Annotated in this window: 17 protein-coding genes; 12 read left to right on the top strand and 5 right to left on the bottom strand. The window is 64.6% G+C overall.

The window, feature by feature from the left end; all coding sequences use genetic code 11:
* From ACT17R_RS07315 to ACT17R_RS07265, 11 genes are all read left to right on the top strand, one after another.
* Window positions 1–610: ATPase, T2SS/T4P/T4SS family (locus tag ACT17R_RS07315; RefSeq protein WP_444809206.1), on the top strand; the 610-nt coding region annotated here is incomplete at its 5' end.
* Window positions 607–939 (top strand): TrbC/VirB2 family protein, encoded by a 333-nt coding sequence (locus ACT17R_RS07310; protein WP_062901512.1) that lies wholly within the window; start codon window positions 607–609, stop codon window positions 937–939. The genes ACT17R_RS07315 and ACT17R_RS07310, both read left to right, overlap by 4 nt.
* Window positions 939–1,208: a VirB3 family type IV secretion system protein gene (locus tag ACT17R_RS07305; protein ID WP_186401567.1), complete on the top strand. Its 270-nt coding sequence runs from the start codon at window positions 939–941 to the stop codon at window positions 1,206–1,208. The genes ACT17R_RS07310 and ACT17R_RS07305 overlap by 1 nt, the downstream gene beginning before the upstream one ends.
* Window positions 1,205–3,640 carry a conjugal transfer protein TrbE gene (gene trbE, locus ACT17R_RS07300; RefSeq protein WP_186401568.1) on the top strand — a complete coding sequence of 812 codons (2,436 nt, stop codon included), beginning with the start codon at window positions 1,205–1,207 and terminating at the stop codon, window positions 3,638–3,640. Before ACT17R_RS07305 ends, trbE begins: the two co-directional genes overlap by 4 nt.
* Before the next feature lie 12 nt (window positions 3,641–3,652).
* On the top strand, window positions 3,653–4,372 hold the full coding sequence (trbJ, locus tag ACT17R_RS07295; RefSeq protein WP_444809205.1) for a P-type conjugative transfer protein TrbJ: 720 nt from the start codon (window positions 3,653–3,655) through the stop codon (window positions 4,370–4,372).
* On the top strand, window positions 4,302–4,628 hold the full coding sequence (gene trbK-alt / locus ACT17R_RS07290) for a putative entry exclusion protein TrbK-alt (protein ID WP_082819876.1): 327 nt from the start codon (window positions 4,302–4,304) through the stop codon (window positions 4,626–4,628). The genes trbJ and trbK-alt overlap by 71 nt, the downstream gene beginning before the upstream one ends.
* Window positions 4,625–5,857, top strand: a complete 1,233-nt coding sequence (gene trbL, locus ACT17R_RS07285; RefSeq protein ID WP_444809204.1) for a P-type conjugative transfer protein TrbL — start codon at window positions 4,625–4,627, stop codon at window positions 5,855–5,857. Before trbK-alt ends, trbL begins: the two co-directional genes overlap by 4 nt.
* A 6-nt stretch (window positions 5,858–5,863) precedes the next feature.
* A complete protein-coding gene (gene trbF, locus ACT17R_RS07280) occupies window positions 5,864–6,547 on the top strand; it encodes a conjugal transfer protein TrbF (protein WP_186401572.1) in 684 nt (227 codons plus the stop codon).
* The gene (gene trbG, locus ACT17R_RS07275) at window positions 6,544–7,374 is read left to right on the top strand and encodes a P-type conjugative transfer protein TrbG (RefSeq protein ID WP_082819877.1); all 831 of its coding nucleotides are present in this window, start codon (window positions 6,544–6,546) and stop codon (window positions 7,372–7,374) included. Before trbF ends, trbG begins: the two co-directional genes overlap by 4 nt.
* Window positions 7,371–8,546 (top strand): TrbI/VirB10 family protein, encoded by a 1,176-nt coding sequence (locus ACT17R_RS07270; protein WP_444809203.1) that lies wholly within the window; start codon window positions 7,371–7,373, stop codon window positions 8,544–8,546. The genes trbG and ACT17R_RS07270 overlap by 4 nt, the downstream gene beginning before the upstream one ends.
* Window positions 8,547–8,690: 144 nt before the next feature.
* The gene (locus tag ACT17R_RS07265; RefSeq protein WP_186401574.1) at window positions 8,691–9,308 is read left to right on the top strand and encodes a response regulator transcription factor; all 618 of its coding nucleotides are present in this window, start codon (window positions 8,691–8,693) and stop codon (window positions 9,306–9,308) included.
* On the opposite strand, the gene ACT17R_RS07260 is transcribed toward ACT17R_RS07265, so the two are convergent.
* Complete coding sequence (locus ACT17R_RS07260) at window positions 9,294–11,549, bottom strand: sensor histidine kinase (protein ID WP_444809202.1); 2,256 nt, start codon at window positions 11,547–11,549, stop codon at window positions 9,294–9,296. The genes ACT17R_RS07265 and ACT17R_RS07260 overlap by 15 nt on opposite strands.
* Window positions 11,550–11,848: 299 nt before the next feature.
* Here ACT17R_RS07260 and ACT17R_RS07255 point away from each other — a divergent pair, with 299 nt between their 5' ends.
* The gene (locus ACT17R_RS07255; protein ID WP_444809201.1) at window positions 11,849–17,509 is read left to right on the top strand and encodes an autotransporter domain-containing protein; all 5,661 of its coding nucleotides are present in this window, start codon (window positions 11,849–11,851) and stop codon (window positions 17,507–17,509) included.
* A 1,080-nt stretch (window positions 17,510–18,589) separates the two neighbouring features.
* On the opposite strand, the gene ACT17R_RS07250 is transcribed toward ACT17R_RS07255, so the two are convergent.
* The 4 genes from ACT17R_RS07250 to ACT17R_RS07235 form a co-directional block, all read right to left on the bottom strand.
* The gene (locus ACT17R_RS07250; RefSeq protein ID WP_062901525.1) at window positions 18,590–19,003 is read right to left on the bottom strand and encodes a hypothetical protein; all 414 of its coding nucleotides are present in this window, start codon (window positions 19,001–19,003) and stop codon (window positions 18,590–18,592) included.
* Between the two features lie 138 nt (window positions 19,004–19,141).
* Window positions 19,142–20,050, bottom strand: a complete 909-nt coding sequence (locus ACT17R_RS07245) for a hypothetical protein (RefSeq protein WP_444809200.1) — start codon at window positions 20,048–20,050, stop codon at window positions 19,142–19,144.
* Between the two features lie 9 nt (window positions 20,051–20,059).
* A complete protein-coding gene (locus tag ACT17R_RS07240; protein ID WP_444809396.1) occupies window positions 20,060–22,489 on the bottom strand; it encodes a hypothetical protein in 2,430 nt (809 codons plus the stop codon).
* 221 nt (window positions 22,490–22,710) lie between these two features.
* Window positions 22,711–23,514 (bottom strand): fimbrial biogenesis chaperone, encoded by an 804-nt coding sequence (locus tag ACT17R_RS07235; RefSeq protein WP_234178392.1) that lies wholly within the window; start codon window positions 23,512–23,514, stop codon window positions 22,711–22,713.
* Window positions 23,515–23,534: the final 20 nt, after the last annotated feature.

The following is a 23,534-nucleotide window of genomic DNA, read 5'->3' as shown; positions in this document are numbered from 1 at the left end:
CGGCGACTATGTCGCCTCGGGCATCATGCCCGCAGATGCGGCGGATGTCCTGCGCACCGCGGTGCGCGGCCGGCTCAACATATTGGTCGCAGGCGGCACCGGCACTGGCAAGACCACGCTCACCAACGCGCTGCTTGCCGAGATTTCAGGCAGCAATGACCGGATCGTCCTGATCGAGGACACGCGCGAGCTGCAATGCAACGCGCCGAACCTCGTCGCGATGAGGACGAAGGACGGAGCCGCGTCGCTTTCCGACCTTGTCCGTTCGTCGCTGCGCCTTCGCCCTGACCGTATCCCCATCGGCGAGGTGCGCGGGGCCGAGGCGCTCGATCTCCTCAAGGCCTGGGGGACCGGACATCCCGGCGGCATCGGCACGATCCATGCCGGGAGCGCGCTCGGCGCGCTGCGCCGCATGGAGCAGCTCATCCTGGAGGCGGTGGTTACGGTGCCGCGGGTCCTGCTGTCCGAGACGATCAACCTTGTCGCCGTCCTCACGCGAGACGGCAGCGGCCGCCGCCTATCCGAGCTCGCGCGCGTCGACGGGATCGATGCCGCGTCCGGCGATTACCGCCTCATCCCGCTTGTCACTCACGAAGGAGAATCCCGATGACCCATGCCCTTCGGCATGGCGCGCGCTGCGCCATGCTTGGTTCAGCCGCGCTGTTTGTCTCGCTTGCCATGTCCGCACCGGCCTGGGCGGGCGGTTCGTCGATGCCCTGGGAAGCACCGCTGCAGTCGATCCTCGAGAGCATCGAGGGACCGGTCGCCAAGATCATCGCGGTCATCATCATCATCGTGACCGGGCTCAGCCTCGCCTTCGGCGACACCTCGGGCGGCTTCCGCCGGCTCGTCCAGATCGTGTTCGGTCTGTCGATCGCCTTCGCAGCATCGAGTTTCTTCCTCTCCTTCTTCTCCTTTGGCGGCGGGGCGCTCGTCTGATGGGCGGGGAAGGAGAGGTGCCCGGATATTTCGCGCCCGTTCACCGGGCGCTGGCCGAGCCCATCCTGCTCGGCGGCGCCCCGCGCAGCCTGGCGATCGTCAACGGTACGCTCGCGGGTGCCGTGGGCCTCGGGCTGCGGCTCTGGGTCGTCGGCCTCGCGATCTGGGCGGTCGGGCACGGCCTCGCGGTCTGGACCGCGCGCCGCGACCCCCAATTCGTCGACGTCGCCCGTCGTCATCTCAAATATCCCGTCTGGATGCGCCCATGATGAACCTTGCCGAATATCGATCGAAATCCGCCCGCCTCGCCGATTTTCTCCCTTGGGTCTGCCTGGTGGCGGAGGGCGTGGTGCTGAACAAGGACGGCGCCTTCCAGCGCACGGCGCGCTTTCGCGGGCCCGACCTCGACAGCGCCACGCCCGCCGAACTCGTCGCGGTCACTGCGCGGCTCAACGGCGCGCTGCGGCGACTGGGCTCGGGCTGGGCGGTGTTTATCGAGGCGCAGCGCGTCCCGGCCCTGTCCTATCCGGTGTCCGAGTTTCCCGATGCTGTATCCGAGCTGGTCGATGCCGAGCGCCGCGAACAATTTCGCGAGGAAGGGGCGCATTTTGAAAGCTTCTATTATCTGACCCTCTTGTGGATGCCGCCCGCCGAGGAGGCGGCGCGGGCCGAGGCCTGGCTTTACGAGGGGCGTGCCAAGTCCGGGGTCGATCCCAAGGAACTGCTCGCAAGCTTCATCGATCGCACGTCGCGCATCCTCCATCTCGCCGAGACCTTCATGCCCGCGGCCGAATGGCTCGATGACGGCGAGACGCTGACCTATCTGCACAGCTGCGTTTCGACCAAGGTCCAGCGCGTCCGCGTTCCCGAAACCCCGGCCTATCTCGATGCACTGCTTGCCGACGAAGCGCTTGTCGGCGGGCTCGAGCCACGGCTCGGCGATCATCACCTGCGCACGCTCACCATCACCGGCTTGCCGAGCGTCACCTTTCCCGGGCTGCTCGACGAACTCAACCGCCAGGCCTTCGGCTATCGCTGGTCGTCGCGCGCGATCATGCTCGACAAGAGCGATGCGACCAAATTGCTGACCAGGATCCGGCGGCAATGGTTCGCGAAGCGCAAATCGGTCGCTGCGATCCTCAAGGAGGTGATGACCAACGAGGCCTCGGTGCTGATGGACAGCGATGCCTCGAACAAGGCGGCCGACGCCGACATGGCGTTGCAGGAACTTGGCGCCGACGAAGCGGGCATCGCCTATGTCACCGCGACGATCACCGTCTGGGACCGCGATCCCGCGCTCGCTGCCGAAAAGCTGCGGCTGGTCGAGAAGATCGTCCAGAGCCGCGATTTCACCTGCACGGTCGAAGGCGTGAACGCGCTCGAGGCCTGGTTCGGGAGCCTCCCCGGCCATGTCTATGCCAATGTCCGCCAGCCCCCGATCTCCACTCTCAATCTCGCGCACCTGATCCCGCTTTCCGCCGTGTGGGCGGGGGCGGAACGGGACGAGCATTTCGGGGACGCCCCCTTGCTTTACGCCAAGACGGAAGGCTCGACGCCGTTCCGTTTTTCGCTGCACGTCGGCGACGTCGGCCACTGCCTCGTCGTCGGCCCCACGGGCGCCGGCAAGTCGGTGCTCCTCGCGCTGATGGCGCTGCAGTTCCGGCGTTATAAAGGCAGCCAGATCTTCGCCTTCGATTATGGCGGCTCGATCCGCGCCGCCGCGCTCGCAATGGGCGGTGACTGGCAGGATCTTGGCGGCGCGCTCCACGACGCCGACAGCAGCGGGGCTGTCGCGCTCCAGCCGCTGGCGCGGATCGACGAGGCAGCCGAGCGCGCCTGGGCCGCCGGGTGGCTCGCGGCGCTGCTCGTGGGCGAAGGCGTGAAAGTCGATCCTTCGGCCAAGGCGCATATCTGGTCGGCGCTGACGTCGCTCGCCACGGCGCCTGCCTGCGAACGGACCCTCACCGGCCTTGCGGTGCTGCTCCAGTCGCAGGAGCTCAAGCTTGCGCTCGCGCCCTATCTCGTCGGAGGGCCCTGGGGCCAGCTGCTCGACGCCGAGGCCGAGCATCTGGGGAATGCGCGCGTGCAGGCGCTCGAAACCGAAGGCCTGGTCGGCGCCTCTTCTGCGGCGACGGTGCTCTCCTATCTCTTTCACCGCATCGAGGGGAAACTCGACGGCTCGCCGACGCTGATCATCATCGATGAGGGCTGGCTCATTCTCGATCAAACGGCCTTCGCGGCGCAGCTGCGCGAATGGCTCAAGACGCTGCGCAAGAAGAATGCGAGCGTGATCTTCGCAACGCAGAGCCTCGCCGACATCGAAGGGTCGAGCATTGCGCCGGCGATCATCGAAAGCTGCCCCACACGCATCTTCCTGCCGAATGATCGCGCCGCCGAACCGCAGATCGCGCGGGTCTATGAGCGCTTCGGGCTCAACGACCGGCAGATCGAGATTTTGAGCCGGGCGACGCCGAAGCGCGACTATTATTGCCAGTCGCGTCGCGGCAACCGGCTGTTCGAGCTCGGCCTTGGCGAGGTCGCGCTCGCCTTCACCGCCGCCTCCTCGAAGTCCGACCAGGTCCGCATCGGCGAACTCATCGCCGCGCACGGCCGGCAGCAGTTCGCGGCGGCGTGGCTGCGCCGCCGCGGCCTCCCATGGGCCGCCGATCTTCTCGGCAACCTCGAAATCGCAGCCCCCTGAAGGAGAGATCTGATGACGATGTCTATCTATCGCAGCGCGGCATTTGCGGGCCTGCTCGCGATTGTCATCTTGCCAGCGGGGTCGGTCATTGCGCCGGCGAGCGCGCAGATCGGCGGGATCGTTCATGACCCGCGCAATTATGCCCAGAATATCCTGATCGCAGCCCGCACGCTCGAGCAGATCAACAACCAGATCAAGCAGCTCCAGAACCAGGCAACCTCGCTCGTCAACGAGGCGCGCAATCTTCAAAGCCTGCCGACATCGACGCTGCGGGAGCTGCAGGACCAGGTCGATCGCACCCGCGCGCTACTCGGCGAAGCTGAGCGCATCGCCTTCGATGTCGGCGATATCCAGAACGCTTTCGGCGCGCGCTACAAGGGCTCGGCGCTTTCAGGACCGCAGGCGGCGATGGTCGCCAATGCGGAGGCTCGCTGGGCCGACAGCGTCGCCGCCTTCCAGGATGCGATGAAAGTGCAGGCGGGCGTCGTCACCAATATGGGCGCCGCGCGCCAGTCGATCGGGACCCTGGTCACCGCGAGCCAGACGGCGACCGGTGCGCTCCAGGCGGCGCAAGCGGGCAACCAGCTGCTCGCGCTCCAGTCGCAGCAGCTCGGCGATCTCGCCGCCGCAATTGCGGCACAGGGTCGCGCCGAAATGCTGGATGCCGCGCGCGCTGCGGCCGCGGAGGCCGAAGGCCGCGAACGCTTCCGCCGCTTTCGCAAGGGCCATTGAGATGGGCCGGGCGGGCAGGCTCATCGCCGGAGCAATCGCCGGCGGCATGGCGCTGGGGCTCGCGCTTCTGGCTGCGCTCGGTCCACCCGCGCCCCGTGCGTCCGTTCCCCCGCAGATCTCCGCAGCGGACGCACGGCCGGGTCTTGGCGTGACGCTGCGCCGCTGCCGCACCGTCACGGTCGCCGACGACGCATGCGAGGCAGCATGGGAAGCCAAGCGGCGCCACTTCTTCGGCCAGGAAAGGCGTGCGCGATGAACGATACCGGGGTCATCGACCAGTTTCTGTCGGTCTTTTCCACTTACATCGACAGCGGCTTCGGCCTGCTGGGCGGCGAGGTCGGCTTCCTCTCCTCGACACTGATCGTCATCGATGTGACGATCGCCGCGCTGTTCTGGGCGTGGGGCGCCGACGAGGATGTCCTCCAGCGCCTCGTCAAGAAGACGCTCTACATCGGCGTCTTCGCCTTCATCATCGGCAACTTCCAGAGCCTGGCGACGATCATGCTCGAAAGCTTTGCAGGCCTTGGTCTCAAGGCGAGCGGCGGGGCGATGGCGATCGGCGACTTCATGCGCCCCGGCGTCGTCGCTGCCACGGGGCTCGACGCGGCCCAGCCCTTGCTCGACGCAACCGCCGATCTTCTGGGACCGGTCGGGCTCTTCACCAATTTCGTCCAGATCATGATCCTGCTCGTCGCCTGGGTGATCGTCGTTCTCGCTTTCTTCATTCTCGCGGTTCAGGTCTTCGTCACCATATTGGAATTCAAGCTCGTCACCCTCGCGGGCTTCGTGCTCATCCCCTTCGCTTTCTTCGGGCGCACCGCCTTCATGGCCGAGCGGGTGCTCGGACATATCATTTCCTCGGGGATCAAGGTGCTCGTGCTTGCTGTGATCACCGGCATCGGGACGACGCTATTCGATCGTTTCCTCAACGCAGGCATCGGGCCCGAGCCCGACATCGAGCAGGCGATGGCGCTCGCGCTCGGGGCGCTGACGCTCCTCGGGCTCGGCATTTTCGGCCCCGGCATTGCCAATGGCATCGTCGCAGGCGGACCGCAGCTCGGCGCCGGCGCAGCGGCAGCGACCACCGTCGGGGCGGGCGCGACCCTTGCCGCGGGTGCTGCCGGCGCGACGCTGGCGGGCGGCGCAGCCGCAGCGGCGGCGCGGAGTGCGGCTGCTGCGGGCGCTCGAGGTGCCGGAAGCGCCTCGGCCGCCTATGCGGCGGGAACGGAAGGAAAGCGCGGGGCGAGGGCAATCGGGTCCGGCCTTGCCAATGTTGCCGGCACCGCCGCGAGCCGCGCCAGCTCGCCGCGACCCGGCACGTCGGACAAGACCCGCGCGAGCGGCGCCGACGCACCGCCTGCATGGGCCGCCGCCATGCGCCGCCGCCAGATGGTGGCGCAGGGCGCCGCCCTCGCGGCGCACAGTCTGAAGGGCGGGGACAGCCACGGCGGCGGCGGGGTCCCAGACATCAGCGAAAAGGACTGATCGATCATGTTCAAGAGACCGCATAATCATTACGGCCGCGCCCCCGAGCCGGTCACCCCCTACCAGCGCGCGGCGCAGGTCTGGGACGAGAGGATCGGCTCGGCGCGCGTCCAGGCGAAAAATTGGCGGCTGGCCTTCTTTGGCTGTCTCGCCTTGTCGGGCGGCCTTGCCGCAGGACTTGTCTGGCAGTCGGCGCGCGGGACGGTCACCCCCTGGGTGGTCGAGGTGGACAAGTTTGGCGAAGCGAGGGCGATTGCCCCAGCCGACGCCGACTGGACGCCGGCGGACCCGCAGATCGCCTTTCACCTCGCGCGCTTCATCGAGCATGTGCGCAGCATTCCCGCCGATCCGGTGGTTCTGCGCAAACACTGGCTTTCCGCTTATGATTTCACGAGTGCGACCGGGGCGCAGGCACTCAATGATTACGCCCGCAACAATGATCCGTTCGCCGAGGTCGGCAAGCTCCAGGTCTCGGTCGATGTCTCGAGCGTGATCCGCGCGTCGAAGAACAGCTTCCGCATCGCCTGGTCCGAACGCCGCTATCAGGACGGCAGCCTCGTCGAGACCTCGCGATGGTCAGCGATCCTGACCGTGACCCTGACGCCCCCGCGCACGCCAGAGGCGCTGCGCCGCAACCCCGTCGGAGTCTTCGTGTCCGCTATTTCATGGTCCAAGGAGCTTGATCAATGATCAGAATTTCCGCCATTTCGCTGGCTCTCGCGCTGGCGATCCCGACCGCTTGGGCGAGCGAGCCCGCCGACCCCCGGCAGCAGGTCGGGCGCGCAAACGCGAACGCGCGCGTGGAGCCCGACCGGCAGGCTTTCCGAAACGCGATTCAGCAATATGCATGGACCGATGGCGCGCTCTACCAGGTCTATGCCGCGCCGGGGCAGATCACCGATATCGTGCTGCAGGAAGGCGAGCAGCTGGTCGGACCCGGGCCGGTCGCCGCGGGCGATACGGTGCGCTGGATCATCGGCGACACGGTGAGCGGCACCGGCGCGAGGCGCCGCGTTCATTTGCTCGTAAAGCCGGTGCGCTCCGACATCACGACCAACATGATCATCAACACCGACCGGCGGACCTACCATGTCGAGCTGCGCGCGACGCCGTCCGCCTATATGGCGTCGGTCTCATGGACCTATCCCGCCGACGAACTGCTGGCGGTGAAGCGCGCCGAAGCGGAGGCGGCTCGGTCTGCGCCGGTTGCTGCCGGCATCGCGCTGCCGTCGCTCAGCTTCGCCTATAAATTGTCGGGTGATCGCGTGCCGTGGCGCCCGGTACGCGTCTTCGATGACGGCCGGCAGACATTCGTCGAGTTCGGCGAGAGCATTGCGGCGGGTGACATGCCGCCGCTCTTCATCCTGGACGAAAAGGATCAGGCGGAGCTCGTCAACTACCGGGTCGAAGGCCGCTATATCGTCGTCGATCGCCTGTTCGAGCGCGCCGAGCTGCGGCTCGGCGCTGGGCGGGCCGCTAAATCCGTTCGCATCAAGCGCGGACGGAGCGCGTCATGACCGGCAGCCAGCGGCAGATCCCGGCGGCGGACTTGCCAGATCCAGACCCCGCTGCCGCCGAACCCTTTCGGCTTGCCGCCGACCCGCCGCGCGTCATGCGCCTGTCGCGAAAGGCGCTGGTGATCGCGGGCGGCGCGGCGGGCGCCGCGATCGGCGGCGCGCTTCTCTACGCGCTTAGGCCGACCGCACATGAGACGCCGGAAAATCTTTACGATGCGGCGGCCAGCAGCCGCTCCGAGACCGTAACCGGGGCGCCGAAAGATTATACTGTCATGCCGAAGCTCGGGCCTCATCTGTCCGGCGATCTCGGGCGGCCGATCATATCGGCGCAGCGCGATGGAAAGTCGCTACCCGAGCCGGCGACAGGACCGGTAGAGCCGCCTCCCGATGCAGGTCAGCAGGCGCTTCAGCGGACACAGCAAGAACGAGAGACGGCGCGGTCAAGTCGTCTTTTCGGCGCTGCGACGGGGACTTCGGCTCCCGTGCCTGGATCGACGGGGCGCGCGGAACCGGATGTTTCATCAATTGCGCCCGCGGGAAGAACCGGGTTCCTTGCGCCGCGCGCGGAACATGCCGAAAGTGCTGAGCGGATCCGCACCCCGGCTTCGCCTTATATATTGCAGGCGGGCAGCGTCATTCCGGCCGCATTGATCACCGGCATCCATTCGGATCTGCCGGGTCAGATCACCGCGCAGGTTACCCAGAACATCTTCGATAGCCCGACGGGACGCCATCTGCTCATCCCGCAGGGGGCGAGGCTAATCGGCACCTATGACACCGAGGTCGCGCCCGGCCAGAGCCGGGTCCTTCTCGCATGGGATCGGCTGATCCTTCCGGGCGGGCGCTCGATCATGCTCGATCGCCAGCCGGGCGCCGACGCGGCCGGGATGTCGGGGCTCGCCGATCGAACCGACCATCATTGGGGCAGGATGCTGCGCGCCGCCTTCGTTTCGACCTTGCTGGGGGCTGGTGCCGAACTTGGATCGGGCCGAGATGATGAACTGGTCCGGGCGGTCCGCGAGGGCGCACAGGACAGCTTCGGCCAGACCGGGCGCAGGCTCGTCGAGCGCGAGCTCGCAATCGCGCCGACCATCCGGATACGGCCGGGCTTTGGCTTCCGCGTGATCGTGACCCGCGATCTTATGTTCGAGCCAATGGAGGAGGGTCGATGAGGCGGCTGCGGCTCGGCTCCGTCGCCGCGGAAAGGCCGTTGAGGCTTTCGGATCTGCAGTCGGCCCGATCCAAAATTAATTTGAGTGTGAAAAATCGCCTGTTTCGGGCATCGACGATGCGATCGAGGCTTCGGAACGGGCGGGATGGCTGGCGAACAAAAGATTCTGATCGTTGACGATCACCAGATCACGCAGGCCGGCTTGCGGATGCTATTTCAGGCCTATCCCGAATATATCGTCGTGGGTGCCCTCGATCGCGGCGCTACGGTGGCGGCCTTCGTCCAGTCGCAGCCAGTCGATCTGGTCATCCTGGACCTCAACATACCCGATGTGAAAGGCATCAACATCCTTGCTGAGATCGTTGGTTCGCGCGACATGACGGTGATCATCCTGACGGGCGAAAATGCTTATGGCGAGGTAGAATATGCGCTGAAACTCGGCGCTCGAGCCGTGGTGAGCAAAGCGGATCCGGCCGAAGAAGTCATCGCTGCTTGCGAGGCGGCGCTCGCAGGCGAGCTCTATATTTCTCCGCACATGCGGGACGCGCTCGGTCGCTATCGCCAGCCCCCCGTCACCCTTTCTTCACGGCAAATGGCGATTCTTCATTACCTGGCCCAGGGCGAGAGCAACAAGGAAATTGCCTACCGACTGTCAATCGCGCAGCCGACTGTCTCTTTTCACATCGCCGAACTCCGGCGCAAGCTCGAGGTGGCCAACAACCGCAAGATCGTCGAACGCGCGCAGGAGCTAAACATTCTCTGATCTCGCTGCAAAAACGGGGTGGCCAAGCAACTCGCGGCAAATTGGCTTGATGATCATCAAGCCGACCTGATTTCTCAGCCGGCTGCGCGTGACCGTTGTGTCGTCATAGCTCAAGGCGATTATCTGCCGCTTCGCGACGGTCGCGGCGGCCAGCCCGGTTTCGAACGCTGCGCGCTGGTCAAAGTCGAGAACTCGCCAGTCTGGAAGGCCTGCCTGGATCGTCTCTGCGTCGCACGGCGTCACCTCCGGCCAAGCGCAGGGCAGAAGAATTCGGATAAGGGTTCCGCTCGAATCCGAAGACAGGATTTCCAGCGAACCCGACAGACGTTCGATGAGCCGCTTGGCGGACCGAAATCCCGAGCCGGTGCCGCCCACATCTGCATGCCCGCGCAGCCGCCCCGTGTCGTCGCCGTTCAGCGCGTGCAAGATCGCCGGGGACATGCCCCGGCCGCTGTCGCGGATATGGATTGCCGCGCCGCTCGCTTCCGTACCGATAGTCAGGCTGGCGCCACCGCGCTCGGTATAATGATAGCAATTGCTGAGCAGGTTTGCCAGCGCGCGCATCAGCAGAGGCTTGTCGGACACCAGGGTCACCTCTCCTTCGACTTGAACGGTCAGTGTCAGCTTTTTGCCCGCAAAGGGGGTGCGGAACATCATGGCCAGCGGCTCGACGAGCGCCTGCGCCCGAAAGCTTGACAGCGCGAGGAAGTCGGTGTCGTCCCCGACGATATTGGCACCCGAGATCGTCGTCGAGACGATCTCGTTCAGATAGTCGGCAGAGCTTTGCAGCATGGCCGTCAATTCGCCATGCGCACTCGCGCCATCGCCGCGCTTCAGCACGCCGATCGCGCTGTTGAGCGCGAGGATTACCTGGCGGCTGTCATGCCCCGAGGCGTGCAAAAGAGCGTTCTGGCTGTTGACCGTCTCAAGCGCGAAGGCTTTTTCCTTGGCCAGTCGCGCCGCTTGCTCGCTAATCGCCACGCGTTCTTCCATCGAGCGAGCATAGTTGGAGTCAGCCTCTAGCTTGTCGCCTTGAATCTTCTTGAGATTGAGCCCGAGAGCAAGTGTTACCATCAGCGATTCGAAGAGCCCCACGGGCCCCGAAAGATGCCAGTTGATCGGTAGCCACGAGAAAATCCCCATCGAAGCCACGGCGGCATAGATGATGAAAGCGGCGAGGCTGCCCCAGCCGACAAACAGCGGCCAGAGCTGACGCCCCAGTTGCTTCATGGCGGCGAAGCCGATGAAGGGCAGGAACAACGCCACCGCGACCGCGACAAACCAGCCGCCGATGTGGAGAGCACTGCGCAGGCCCGGTGGATAGAGCCAAAGCCCGGGCTGGAGCAGCATGATCGCAAGCGCCGCGCCGATCAGGGTGCGAAGCACAATATCGCGCTTCGGAAAGCGCTGCCGGGTGCCGACGAAGCTGCGGCCGAACTGAGCCATGGCGGCAGCGAAGCCGCATTTGAAGATCTCCTCGATGGCGACCCCGAGGAGCGGGGTGTCGGCGAGGAAGAAGATGGTGAAATAGCCCTCCGAATGGACGGTGTTGAGGGCGAAAAAGGCCTGCGCGATCGCGAGCCAGATGAATTCGCGGTGACCGGTGATCGAGAAGAAGAGAAAATTGAGCAGGATCAGCACGACAACCGCTATCACGACGCCCGACACCATTGCGATATTTTCGCGTCTCGCCTTGAAGAAGCTGCCGTAGGTTTCGATCCTCAGCGGCATGTAGGTCGAGTTTTCGGACAGAAAGTCGATGACGAGGATTTTCTCCTGGCCCGGATCGAGCACCAATTCGCTGCTGAACGCCTGATAGGTTCGCAGGTTGCGGCTCGCTGAAGCGGCGTCGGCACCATCGACAGTCAGATCGAAGCGTCCGTCCTGAACCTCGTAGAGCCGAAAATATTTGAGCGAACCGCGCCCGGTCGTGAATATCCATGCCGCACTCTTGTCCCCGGCATTACGCACGCGAAGAAGGGCCGTAGTCTTAGTTCCCGGCGGGCCGAAATGGGTCGCCTGTCCGCGGATCGGCACGAGCGGCGAGCCGAGCAGACGGTCAAGGCCGATTGCCGCCGGATCGCCGAGATTCCTGGCATAGCGGACATATGGGGTGAGCGATGGCGCGTCCTTTTCCGCCTGCAAATCGAGAAGCGGGAGCTCGGCTGCGCGCGCTTCGGTAAACCCGAAAGCGGCAAGCAGCGCGAGCAGGTGGAGGATGGCGCGAAATCGGTGTGGCATGATTGACGTTCGTCGCCATCTGTTAAGTCAAAGTCAAATTTCATTGAAATCAATGTGGTGGCGTGTCGCCGCGGTTTTCCGCGCCTGGCAAGACGAACGTCCCTCACGAAACCGGCGACCCTAAAAAACATTGGGTAGACGCTCGCTCCCGCGGTCCCCTAGCTGGCCTCGTAAAGGTCGAAGGCGAGGCGTCATTCGGCCATGCGGGGCGCATGAACATGGTGGAGGGTTATACACGGTGACGCTGCGCGTCCGCCGGCACCCCTTCGCGCACTATGGTGAACCAAGGGGAATTCCAGATGATATCGAATAATTCAAAATCGCGCCTGCTCGCGACGAGCGCGATCGCCGGACTTTCGATCCTGCAACTGGGCGCTGCCGCCCATGCGCAGGAACAGACCCCCGCTTTCGGCGTACATGTGGACCAACCCGGGACGGTCGAGATCAATGTCGGCGAGGACGAGGAAATCGTTGGTAACGACATCGGTATCTACGCGGATAATGGCACAGTCATCGTCGACAATGCCGGGACGATCCGCGGCAACGGCTTTTCGCCTGCGGGGCTGGACAGCCGGCCAGCCGGTGGCATCGTCATCGCGCAGCCGGGGGCGTCGATCACCAACGGCGGGACGATCAGCGGTGCGGCAAACGGGATCGCCACGTCCTATTTCTTCAGCGAGGATGAAAATGGCGACAATCTGCCGCCGGCGGCGCTCGCCGCCGACACGGTCGTCGTCAACAGCGGTCTGATTAGCGGGGAAGGCGGAGCGGGCGTGTCGCTCGTCGGCGGCGGCAGCGTCACCAACGATGGCACCATCCGCGGCGCCAATGGCGCGCCGGGCAGCGGGATCAACGGCATCGGCGTCGCGATCGCCGAATTTCCCGACCGGATCGCCGAGGGGGTTGCGGGCGTCGGATCGATCGTCAACAACAGCGACGGCGTGATCGAGGGGCAGACGTTCGGGGTGGTCCTGTCGGGCGGCGGAACGATCGAAAACAGCGGCATCATCCGCACCACGGGGCAGTTTAATCCGGCCATTCCGGGTGCCCAGACGCCGATCGCCATCGTGATGGGAGCGACGCCGGCCCAGGAAGGCCGCAGCGCGACGTTGACCAACACGGGTCTGGTGCAGGGTTTCCTTGGCATCGTCGCGACGGGGTCGCTCGAAACCGTAACGATCGAAAACAGCGGCACCATCAACGGACAGGTACTGGGTATCCTGGGCTCATCGGCCGGGGCGCTTGTCATCGACAATACCGAGGACGGCCAGATTCTGGCCGGGGGCAATGCGGTTACGGCCGGAACCAGTACGCTGACCCTCACCAACGCCGGGCTGATCCAGAGCCAGAGCCAGATCGGCGTCAACATCCAGAGCGCCGATGCCGTCATCAACAACAGCGGCACGATCAGCGGCAAGACCTTTGGAATTACGACGAACGCGCTTCAGACCGCGCCGGGCGTGTCGGTGCATGATGCCGTCAATACCGCGGTAACCAACAGCGGGCTTATCCGCGGCGAGACCGACGATGGTGTCCGCCTGATCGGTGGCGGCAGCGTCACCAACAGCGGCACGATCGAAGGCGTCGCCAGCACGCCCTCGACGCTCGCCGACGGCGTGTCGATGTTCAGTTTTGCCGGGCAGGATCTGTCGGGGGTTACGGCCATCGGTACGATCGCGAATAGCGAGGACGGCACGATCCGGGGCGATCGCTTCGGCGCGATCATTTCGGGCGGGGGCGTCGTCGAGAATGAAGGGCTGATCAACGGCAATACGGGCGGCCTCTATATTCAGACTAATACCGTGGAGGAAACGGGCAAAACCGCGTCGGTGACGAACAGCGGGACGATTTCGGGTGGCAATGCCATCACCTTCGGCGGCAACCTCGAATCGTCCGAACTCGTTAACAGCGGCAGTCTCGTGGGGACGACGGGTTATGCTGTCGCCAACGGCTCGTACGGCCGCCTCTCGATAGTCAATTCCGAAGACGGAGTGATCGAGGGTGCAACGATCGGCGTCCACGACGACGAAGGAGGCATTGATCTGGTCAACGCGGGTACGATCCGCGGCAATGGCAATTACGACGGCTTCGACGCGTCGCCCCATGCTGGCGTCACTCTCGCGGGGGCTCCATCGACGATCGACAACAGCGGCACCATCTCGGGCGCCGGCGCCGGTATCACCACGGCCTATTATTTCAACCCCGAAACCGGACAGCTTGAGGGTCGCGCGATCGATACCGAGATCGTCAACAGCGGCACGATCGCAGGCGAGAGCAACGACGGCGTCCGCCTGATCGGCGGCGGCAGCGTGACCAATTCGGGCACGATCAGCGGCGCCGGCCGCGTCGACGCCGACGGCGTCTCGATGTATGGCTATGCCGACCAGGCGAACGAGGATTATGCGGCTAGCGTGACCAATCAGGACGGCGGCTCGATCGCCGGGCAGCGCTTCGGCATCATCCTGTCGGGCGGCGGTTCGGTCGATAACGCGGGCGAGATCGTCGGCGTCGTCGGCGGCATGTTCATCCAGGGGACCGCACTCAACAGCGCGCCGGGCGAGGATCGCAGCGGGCTGACGGCCAGCGTCGTCAACAGCGGGCTGATCCACGGCACGGGAGACCTGGGCGGCAGCGGCGGCGACGGCTATGGTGTGGGCTTTGGCAGCGACATGTCGAGCGCCACGCTCGAAAACAGCGGCACGATCCTCAGCGACTTCGGTGCCGCGGTTTCGCAAGGATCGCGTGCCGACGCCATCGTTACCAATCTGGAAGGCGGAACGATCGAGGGCGCGACGTCGGGCATCTATTCCAATGCGACCGGGACGCTCGCGGTGGACAATGCCGGGACGATCCGCGGCAACGGCAGCTACGACGGCTTCGCCGCCGCGCCCGACGCCGGGATCACGATCACGACCGCAGCGTCGAGCGTGAAGAACAGCGGCACCATCTCGGGCGCGGGCGCAGGGATCACCACCGCCTATCAATTCGATGACGATATTGGCGATCTGGTCGGCATCGCGATCGGAACCACGGTCGAGAACAGCGGCACGATCAGCGGAGAATCGAACGATGGCGTCCGTCTGATCGGCGGCGGCACCGTAACCAACAGCGGCACCATTACCGGTGCGGGGGCTTCCTTTGCCGATGGCGTGTCGATGTACGCCTATGACGGACAGGATGGCGAGAGCTTTGCGGCCAATGTCGTCAACAGCGCGAGCGGAACGATCGGTGGCGACCGGTTCGGTATCATCCTGTCGGGCGGCGGCACCGTCGACAATGCGGGCACGATCACCGGCACCACCGGCGGCGTCCTCATTCAGAGCGACCTTGCCGATACGCCCGGCCTGCTCGGCAATTTCATCAACAGCGGGACGATCACCAGCACCGATGGGGCGGCGATCATTGCCCATGTCCAGTCGAACGTCACCAATGCGGGCACGCTGAGCGGCGGAAATGGCGTCGCAATCCAGCTCGATGCGTATGACGATGTGGTGACGCTGAAGACCGGGAGCGCCGTCGATGGCCTGATCGATGCCGGGGCGGGCGAAGACAATCTGGTACTCGATGGCGACATCCTTGAACTGACCGAGGCGCAGCAACTGACTGCGGTATCGGGTTTTGAAGCGCTGACGGTCGCCGCGGGCTATTGGTCGACCAGCGGCATGGTCGGCGAATTCGGCAACGTCGTGATCGATGAAGGCGCTGCGTTGCAGGTCAATGAAGTGGTTGGCGAAGACGGCGCGGAATCGCCCATCCTTACCCCGGCGGTGACGACCAACGGCTTGCTCGTGCTCAACTTCGGCGACGATGAGACCGTCTCGAACCTTGACGAACTGACGATCAGCGGCAGCGGCAAGCTGCAGTTGATCGGCGATGCGGTCTTTACCGTCGATACCGATACGGTGGCGCACACCGGCGGGACGATCGTGTCGAACGGCGGCCTTGTCCTCACCGGCCTGCTTCAGGGCGATGTGAAGACCGAGGGCGACGGCTTTTTCGAACTCGGCGCGGGCGGCACCGAAGGCAGCTTCGCCGGCGACATCGTCAACGACGGGCGTTTCGTTTTCAACCGTTCGGACGACTACGACTTCCTCGGCGCCTTTTCGGGTAGCGGCACGCTCGACAAGCTGGGTGATGGCACGCTGACCTTCATGGGTGACTATGGCTTCCAGGGCGTGACCAACATCTTCGGAGGCGCGGTGCGGATCGGCGGGACGATCGACCCCGGTACCGACTTCAATCTGGGTGAAGGCGGGTCGCTCGACATCACCGGAAAGGACCAGACGATCGGCGGCCTTGCTGGCGAGAGCGGCGCCCAAGTCGTACTCGGCGACAATCAACTGACCGTCGATCAGGACGACAACAGCGAATTTGCCGGCACCATTTCGGGAAGCGGCGGCTTCGTCAAATCGGGCGACGGCACGCTCAACCTGTCGGGCGACAGCGATTATACCGGCCCGACGACCGTCGATGGCGGCAAGCTTGCCGTCAACGGTTCGATCGTCTCCGACGTCACCGTCAATGCGGGCGGCGCGCTGGGCGGCAACGGCAGCGTCGGCACGACGACGATCAATGGCGACGGCAAGTTGACGCCGGGCAATTCGATCGGGCGCCTTACCGTCAACGGCGATCTCAATTTCGCAGCCGGTTCGGTCTATGAGGTGGAGGTCAATGCCGCGGGTGCGGGTGACCGCGTCGATGCGACGGGCCTCGTCACCATCGACAGCGATGCGAGCGTGGCCGTGCTTGCAGAGGACGGCGACTATAACGGCCGCACCGACTATGTGATCCTGACGGGTGCGGGCGGGATCGACGGCACCTTCGGTTCGGTGACCAGCGACCTGGCCTTCCTCGATCCGCTGCTGCGTTACGGCGCCAATTCGGTGACGCTGTCGCTCTATCGAAACGACGTCGATTTCGCCGACGTGGCGATCGGCTTCAACCAGGCCAGCGTTGCCGCAGCGGTCCAGTCGCGCGGCATCGACGATCCGCTGTTCGAAGCGGTGGTCAACCAGAATGCCGCCGGCGCGCAGGCCGCCTTTGGTGATCTCTCAGGCGAAATTCTTGCCAGCACGCTCAGCGGGCTGACCGACGATAGCCGGCACCTGCGCAACGCGTTGTACAGCATGTCGGGTCCGGCCGAAGCCGGCTTCTTCCTCTGGGGTTCGGCCTTCGGCGGCTGGGGCGATTTCGATGCCAAGGGTGGACGCTTTGGCATGGATACCGACCACAAGGGCTTCGTCACCGGCATCGGCTATGGCGGCAACGGCTTCGCGGCGGCAATCTCGGCAGGGATCGGCGACAGCGATTTCCGTATCGGCGGCCGCAACGACCATGCACAGGCGGACAGCAAATATCTGGCCGCGCATGTCAGCTATGGCACGGGTGAGGGCGTTCGCGCCGCCGCCGGCCTTGCCTATGGTTGGCACGATATCGACACCAGCCGTTCGGTCAGCGTCGCGACGCTGGCGCAGACGCTGACGTCGAAGCGCGATGCGGACACGATGCAGATCTTCGGCGAACTTGGCTACGATGTGCGGACGGGCAACCTTGCACTGACGCCCTTCTTCCGTCTCGCCCATGTCCGCACCAAGAGCGACGCCTTTGCCGAAGCCGGCGGCAATGCCGCGCTTTCGATCGCGGCGGCGAAGCAGGAAACGACCTTCGTCAGCCTGGGCGGCCGCGCACGGTTCAACATCGGTGAGGGCTTCCAGCCCTATGTGTCCGCCGCGTGGAACCGGGCTTCGGGCGACCGCGGTGCGCCGGTGGCCGCGGCCTTCACTACCGGGGGCGGCAGCTTCGACCTGATCGGCACGCCGATCCCGAAGAATTCGGCCGAGATCGAAGCGGGCTTCGATTACAGCGCGGGCAATTTCCGGATCGGCGCCGCCTATAGCGGTACGCTGGCGGGCGATCGCAACACCCATGGCGCACGGGTGACCGCACGGATCGCCTTCTGATCATTCTACCCCGATCAAAGGCAACATGCAGCTGGGGCCGGAGCAGGGTCAAAATGCTCCGGCCCCGATTGACAATAGATGATATTCGAAGCTCGTCGCGACCCCGAGCGGAGAATGGGTTCACGGCAGTGATTGTCGGGAATCCGAAAGGGCTCGCCCTCGGGCGAGCCCTTTCTTTGTTGAAAGGAGCTGGGTCTGGTGCCGCCTAGCGCGAAACAGCATGTCGCCGGCGAGCCGTTACGCTGGACAAATCCTACCGGCGGATCCGGTCGCCATGACGGCGAAGCGGTTTCTGTGCAGCGCTCAAAGCCGCCTGGCCGCAAATCGCCAACTCGAGCCGAATAGCAGCGGGACGGCAACGCTCCCGATTTCGGTCGTTCAGCTGCTCCATCAATGATGCCAGAACCCGCCGTTGGCTCGCTAGAACCGGGCAATATGATGACTGGAACCAGCTTGGCCATTGGTGGTCGAAACCTGCGCTAAAGGCCCGGTTTCACGCTGGTATTGCCATAACCTCATGCCTTAAGGCAAAAATATCGTGTCGCCAGGGAACCCGGCGGCGGACATCGGGGTATTCCCGGCGAGCTTCAAAACGATAAGGGTTTGAGTGCTTTCCACCGGGCCGCGCTCTCGCGCGGTCCGGACTATCTTCGGCAATTCTTGCGTTAAAGTTGGCGTCGTCCGACGTCCGCATCGACCGGCGCGAGCGGTTTTATATTCGCATCGCAGAAGGCTCCGAGATCGTCGGTGCGGCGGCTTGTGATGGTCATTCCCTGATCGACCCGGCGTAGGCGATATCCGTCCGAACAGAGGTAGCTTGTCCTGCATTTGGCTTTGCGAGACCCGCTTTTCACGAGCGGCCGCCCGGATACCGAAAGGCAGTGGTCGGCCGCCGGGATTGGTGGCTCGAATAGGACCGCGACTGTCTTATCTGGAGCGGGTTCGATTACTGCCTCGATGCCGGCGAAGGCGTCGACGATCGCCTTCGCATGCGCCAAAGCCGATCGGTGAGGCTCGACGACAAAAGAAAAGGGGCCGGTTTGCACCGGCCCCCTTCGTATTTCCGTATCGCCGCCGCGATCAACTCGGGATGATCTGGAGGTCCAGATGGTCCGAATCGAAGCCGTTCTCGCCCGGAACCGCGGCGATCGGCCGTTCGCGGATTCGCGGGCCGGTTGCGCGGCTCAGCACTGCCTGGCCTGAACCGTTGAGCAGGATTTCGTCGCTGCCGGCGATGATGCGCGTCCCGACGAGAGTGCCCGGTGCATAGCTGACGATCAGCTCATAGCCCGTGGGCGCGTTGCAATATTCGCGGAACGAGCCGAGCGACACCGCGTCGCCCTCGATCGCGCCGAAGCCGGTCAGTTGATGATTGACGGTGCAATTGACCGCCACCGTCGCAAACAGGTTAAAGCCGTACGAGGCGGCCAGCGCCGTCGTAGGTACTGCCACGAGCGCGGCGCCCGCGAGAGCAATCGAAAGTTTCCGTTTCATTCGCCACCCTTTCCGCCCGAATTGGCCGACGTGTTGGATGGTGATTAGCCGCTCACATCTAATATTCAGTTAAGTGCCCACGCGAACAGGCGCCGGGAACCGGCGCTTTCTGCGCATGAAGATCGGAAATTTAAGTGCTTAGCGCGCGGTGACGGAGATCGAGATCACGTCGCTGTAGGTCCCGGCGCGGCGATCGCTGACATCGCCAATGATGAACTGGATCGGCAGCGAATCGCGGCGGTAGCCATTGCCGGTCGGCCCCGACAGGCGGCTGGTGCCGGCCAGATTCACCGCGGTTCCGCCGACGGCGATTGTATAGGGCACCGTCCAGTCGCTAGCGCCGAGGCGCAGCTTGCCCGAATTGGCCGATGTCACCTGCAGATCATATTGACCGGTGCTGCTGACGCGCAGCTGCAGCGGCACGGGCGCGACCCCGGTACGCAGTTCGCCCAGGTCGACGACGGCGTGGCCGTCGCTCATCGAATAGGCGCCCGACAGGCCCATGCGCGCCGACGGCAGCACCTCGAGGCCGAGAACGACCTGCGTCCCGCCGAGCGACCGGAAGCTGCGGTCCTGCGCCTCGATGCTGACGTCCTGGGTGAAGGTGCCCGAATCGCGGACGTCTTCGGGATTGGCGACGAGCTTGTAGAGAAGCGTCTTCGATTCATTGGGGGCCAGCACCAGCTCGCGCTGCGAAGGCGTGCGCAGCGAGCGGCCGGCGCGCGGCGTCACATCCTGCGAATCGGTGAGGTTGACGAGCGCATAGCCGATGCGCTTGCCCGTCCCCTTCGACAGGCCGAACGGCGGCTGCGACAGGTCGAACAGCGGCGCAAAGCGGCATTCGGACCCGCCGTCATTGATATAGGTGACGCTGAACGTCCCTTCGGGCAGCGAGCCGCCATAGGGATCGTAGCCGGAGATCATCCAGCTCGTCGGCGCGGCGTTCATCCGCACCATGCAATCGGTCGGACGCGCCGAATTGGCCGACTGGGCAAAGGCGGGAGCGGCCATCAGCGTGGCGGCGAGCAAAAGCGATGCGCGAAGCATGGAAGCCTCCTATTTGAACGAGCCCGACTTCACGGTACCGAGATTGACGAGACCGGTCGTATCGGCCGGAACGGTAAATTCGAATGCCCTGTCGACCGTGCCGTTGGGGCCATAGGTTTCGACAAGATAGCGGCGGCCGGGCAGCAGGTTCGATACCGCAAAGCGCCCGACCGAGTTGGTGAAGAAGGGCGTCGGCTGCGGATTGTCGCCTTCCTTGACGTCGAGCAGCGTGACGCGCCCGCCGACCAGCGACACCGGCTTTTCGGGGGTGAGCATCAGCGTGCCGATCGCGCTCGCAAAGGCGTCGGTGCCGATGCGCGCAGCATAGCCGCTTTTGTAAGGCGGATGGACGCGGAACACGCCCGGGCCGGTGTCATATCCCGGCGGCGGGTCCTGGACGTCATACTGCACCGACTGGGTGGTGTAGGAGCCGAGGAAATTATGCACCGCCGCACCGAGCGAACCGCTCCGCGCGATATAGTCGTTCTGCGCGAGCGACTGGCCGACGACCACGTCGCGCTTGCCCAGATTTTCATGCGCCTTGAGCAGCATGAAGCTGTCGTTGATGCGGCGCCCGATGCCGAACATGCCGTCAGCATAGGCCAGCGTCGTGCCGACGCGCAGCGTCGTCACATTGACGTTGGCGAAGTTCGAAATGTTCGGGCCGAAGGCGGCGTGGCTGATCGCGGCGTCGAAGCGGTTGGCCGTATAGGTCGCATAGCCGGCGGCCTGCGCGGAATTGTCCTGGCGCGTCAGGACGCCGCCGAAGCCGACGCTATTGAGCTGGTTGAGGCCGCTCTGGTTGTAGGAAAGCTCGGCCAGATTGTCGCGGCTTTCGTAGCGCGCTTCGGCGCGGCGGCGATAATCGGGCTGGAAGACCAGGCCGGCGACGACACTGAAGCCATTGTTGCGCGAAAAGGAGGCCGGATATTTCGCATATTCAACGCCTGCGCGGAACGTCCATTCGCGATCGAATCGGTAATAGCCAGTGGTGCCGATGCGATAGCTGTCGCCCAATGTGCCGCGCCCCTTGATGTAGGATGCGGTTGAGGTCGTCAGGAATTTCTGGCTGAACTGGTGCGTATATTGCGCCGACGCGGTCACCGAAGTCGTGTTGATGCCAAGGAGGTTGCCGAGCGTTGCGAAATGCGGCGACGTGTAATCGACGCGCAGCGTCATGCTGTCGGACAAACCGCCGCGATCGAAGAAATGTTCGTAGCTGACGCCCGCGGCAAAGCCGGTGCCGACATCCTTCGAATGGCTGCCCGCCGCATCGAGCAGCAGGCGGCCACCGTTGCCGAGCACGAACTGAGTCTGGCCGGTCAGCGTCTGGACATCCTTGCTCGCCTGCAGGCCGACGCCGATGGCGGGGGCGTTGACGAACGCTTTGCGGAAAAAGCCGGTAAAGGCGACCGGACCCTTATAATCGGGGGCATAGCCGAAGTTTCTGCTCGTCGGCCCCAGGAAGGCGCCATATTCATAATCGCCCGGGTCGAGGTCGATCGGGTCGAGATACTGCTGATACGACAGATCCTGGACCGCGCCCGTATTATCGGTGACCTGGATCTGGATGTCGTTGCTGCCCGCGACGAGCGGCAGCGAGCTGAAGTCATAGCGGCCCGGCTGCAAGCGCAATTCGCGATAGAGCGAGCCGTTGCGCAGGAAGCGGACGGTCGATTCGCGCTGCAGGATCAGTTGGCGGTTGGCCTGGAGAATCGCCGAGCGAAAGGCGTTGAAGCGCCGCTGCTGACGCAGCACGCCGACGCCGCCCATCTGGACATAGGCCTGTTGCCCGCGAATTTCGGGGTCGAGATCGCCGATGAACCAGCGGCGATAATCCTCGGGCTGGTCATAGACGAGGCGCGCATAGTTGCGGTGGAATTTATAGCTGTCGCCCCCCGACAGGCTGATCTGCTGGCCGATCTGCGCATCGCCTTCGAAGACGAAGTCACCGACGCGCATCGCACCGTCGAAATTGATCGTCGGCGGATCGGTGTTGTTGCTGCCTTCCCAGAGGTAGGACTGGATGAGGTTGAGGTTGAGATAGGCCGAAAATCCCGCCGGTTGCAGCGAGATATCGTCCATATCCTCCTTGGGCGGCGCGAAGAGGTCAACCGTCGATCGCTGATCTGCCGATACCTGAACGACCACCACCGCGAGCGTGCTGGGGTCATAAGTCAGCGCGACGCCGGTTTCGGCAAGGTCGTCGGGGCCGAATTGCGTCTTGCCCGCCAGATGCGCGGCCAGCTTGGCGTGCGCCTCGTCATTGAGGATGGGTTTCAGCAGCTTGAGGAAGGTTTCAGTGTCGAGCTGGAAGCGGTCGTCTGCGGTCAGCCGCATCGGAATGTCGCCGAGGCTGCGGCTGAGAAAGGTCAGCGGCACCGTCATTTCGATGTCGCGGTCGTAGGGATTGATGTCGGGCCGGCCGTAGGGGCCCATCGGCACCTGCGGCATTCCGAGATCGGGCTCGGTCGGCGTCGGGGCAGGCGTCGGCGTGCCGGGCAGCGGGATGCTGGCCGGCGGCGGACTCTGCGCTGGTGCTGGCGCAGGCGTCGGTTGAGCTGTCCCCGGCCGCTGGGGCAAGGGAATAGAAACCTGCGCGGCGGCGGTGCTGGCCCAAAGGGCCGGCAAAGCGACCGAGCAGACGGCCGCCCGCAGCCTCATTTTGCGAAGGTCAGCTTGATCGGGCCGGGGCCGAAGCCCGGGACCGGCAGGTTGAAGGTGCGCTCGCCCTGCGCCGGGACATAGCCGGTGCCGACGACGCGTGCCAATTCTTCGGGCGACACATCGACGCGCAGGAATTTGCCGTCGCGGTCGGTGCCCTCGAGGTGCCAAGCAAAATTTGCCATCATTGCATGGCGGCGGCCGTCGTTGCGCAGCGTTACCGCGACCCCGTCCTGCAGCGGCGGTTGTTCGGTCGCGCCGGGCAGCGCGGGCGGCTGGTAATTGACCTGGTGCGCCGATGCTGCCTTGACGTCAGGCTTGGCACCCGGCGGGGCGACAACGACGAGTGCGCGCATCGTATAGAGCACCTGCACCTGCGCAGAGGCAGCGTCCTTGCTCCCGGGCTCGAACGGCACGGGAAGCTGTTCGACGGAGACATAATAAGCCTGCGACGTCGGAATTTCGGGGTCGCCCACCCATTGCAGGCGGATCACCTGGCGTCCGCCGGGGGGCAGCGCGCCCTGCGGCGGGAAGACAAGGAATTTGTCGTCGGCCGGCGTTTCGGTAATCTTGCCGTCCTTGTCGATTTCCATGCGAAAGACGCGCGTCTGGAAAGCGAGCTTGCCGGCGTTGATATTCTGGACTTCGACACGGGCGACGGTGTTGCTGCCGTTCGATTCCATTTCGACGACCATCGGCGAAACGCGCATGGCGTATGCCGCGGGGACAAGAATGAACAGCGCGGCAATCGCCGCCAGCAGCGCCTTCGACTGGCGCTTCAGCACGGACAAGATAGCCATGATTCCCCTTCCCCCCTGCA

The sequence above is a fragment of the Sphingopyxis sp. Q841 genome, assembly GCF_052384365.1.
GTDB lineage: Bacteria > Pseudomonadota > Alphaproteobacteria > Sphingomonadales > Sphingomonadaceae > Sphingopyxis > Sphingopyxis terrae_A.
This window is presented reverse-complemented; position numbering and strand designations above follow the sequence as displayed.

Coding starts and splice junctions, on each gene's coding strand:
- ACT17R_RS07310 (WP_062901512.1), top strand. CDS start 607: ATGACCCATGCCCTTCGGCATGGCGCGCGCTGCGCCATGCTTGGTTCA.
- ACT17R_RS07305 (WP_186401567.1), top strand. CDS start 939: ATGGGCGGGGAAGGAGAGGTGCCCGGATATTTCGCGCCCGTTCACCGG.
- trbE (WP_186401568.1), top strand. CDS start 1,205: ATGATGAACCTTGCCGAATATCGATCGAAATCCGCCCGCCTCGCCGAT.
- trbJ (WP_444809205.1), top strand. CDS start 3,653: ATGACGATGTCTATCTATCGCAGCGCGGCATTTGCGGGCCTGCTCGCG.
- trbK-alt (WP_082819876.1), top strand. CDS start 4,302: ATGCCGCGCGCGCTGCGGCCGCGGAGGCCGAAGGCCGCGAACGCTTCC.
- trbL (WP_444809204.1), top strand. CDS start 4,625: ATGAACGATACCGGGGTCATCGACCAGTTTCTGTCGGTCTTTTCCACT.
- trbF (WP_186401572.1), top strand. CDS start 5,864: ATGTTCAAGAGACCGCATAATCATTACGGCCGCGCCCCCGAGCCGGTC.
- trbG (WP_082819877.1), top strand. CDS start 6,544: ATGATCAGAATTTCCGCCATTTCGCTGGCTCTCGCGCTGGCGATCCCG.
- ACT17R_RS07270 (WP_444809203.1), top strand. CDS start 7,371: ATGACCGGCAGCCAGCGGCAGATCCCGGCGGCGGACTTGCCAGATCCA.
- ACT17R_RS07265 (WP_186401574.1), top strand. CDS start 8,691: ATGGCTGGCGAACAAAAGATTCTGATCGTTGACGATCACCAGATCACG.
- ACT17R_RS07260 (WP_444809202.1), bottom strand. CDS start 11,549: ATGCCACACCGATTTCGCGCCATCCTCCACCTGCTCGCGCTGCTTGCC.
- ACT17R_RS07255 (WP_444809201.1), top strand. CDS start 11,849: ATGATATCGAATAATTCAAAATCGCGCCTGCTCGCGACGAGCGCGATC.
- ACT17R_RS07250 (WP_062901525.1), bottom strand. CDS start 19,003: ATGAAACGGAAACTTTCGATTGCTCTCGCGGGCGCCGCGCTCGTGGCA.
- ACT17R_RS07245 (WP_444809200.1), bottom strand. CDS start 20,050: ATGCTTCGCGCATCGCTTTTGCTCGCCGCCACGCTGATGGCCGCTCCC.
- ACT17R_RS07240 (WP_444809396.1), bottom strand. CDS start 22,489: ATGGGCCCCTACGGCCGGCCCGACATCAATCCCTACGACCGCGACATC.
- ACT17R_RS07235 (WP_234178392.1), bottom strand. CDS start 23,514: ATGGCTATCTTGTCCGTGCTGAAGCGCCAGTCGAAGGCGCTGCTGGCG.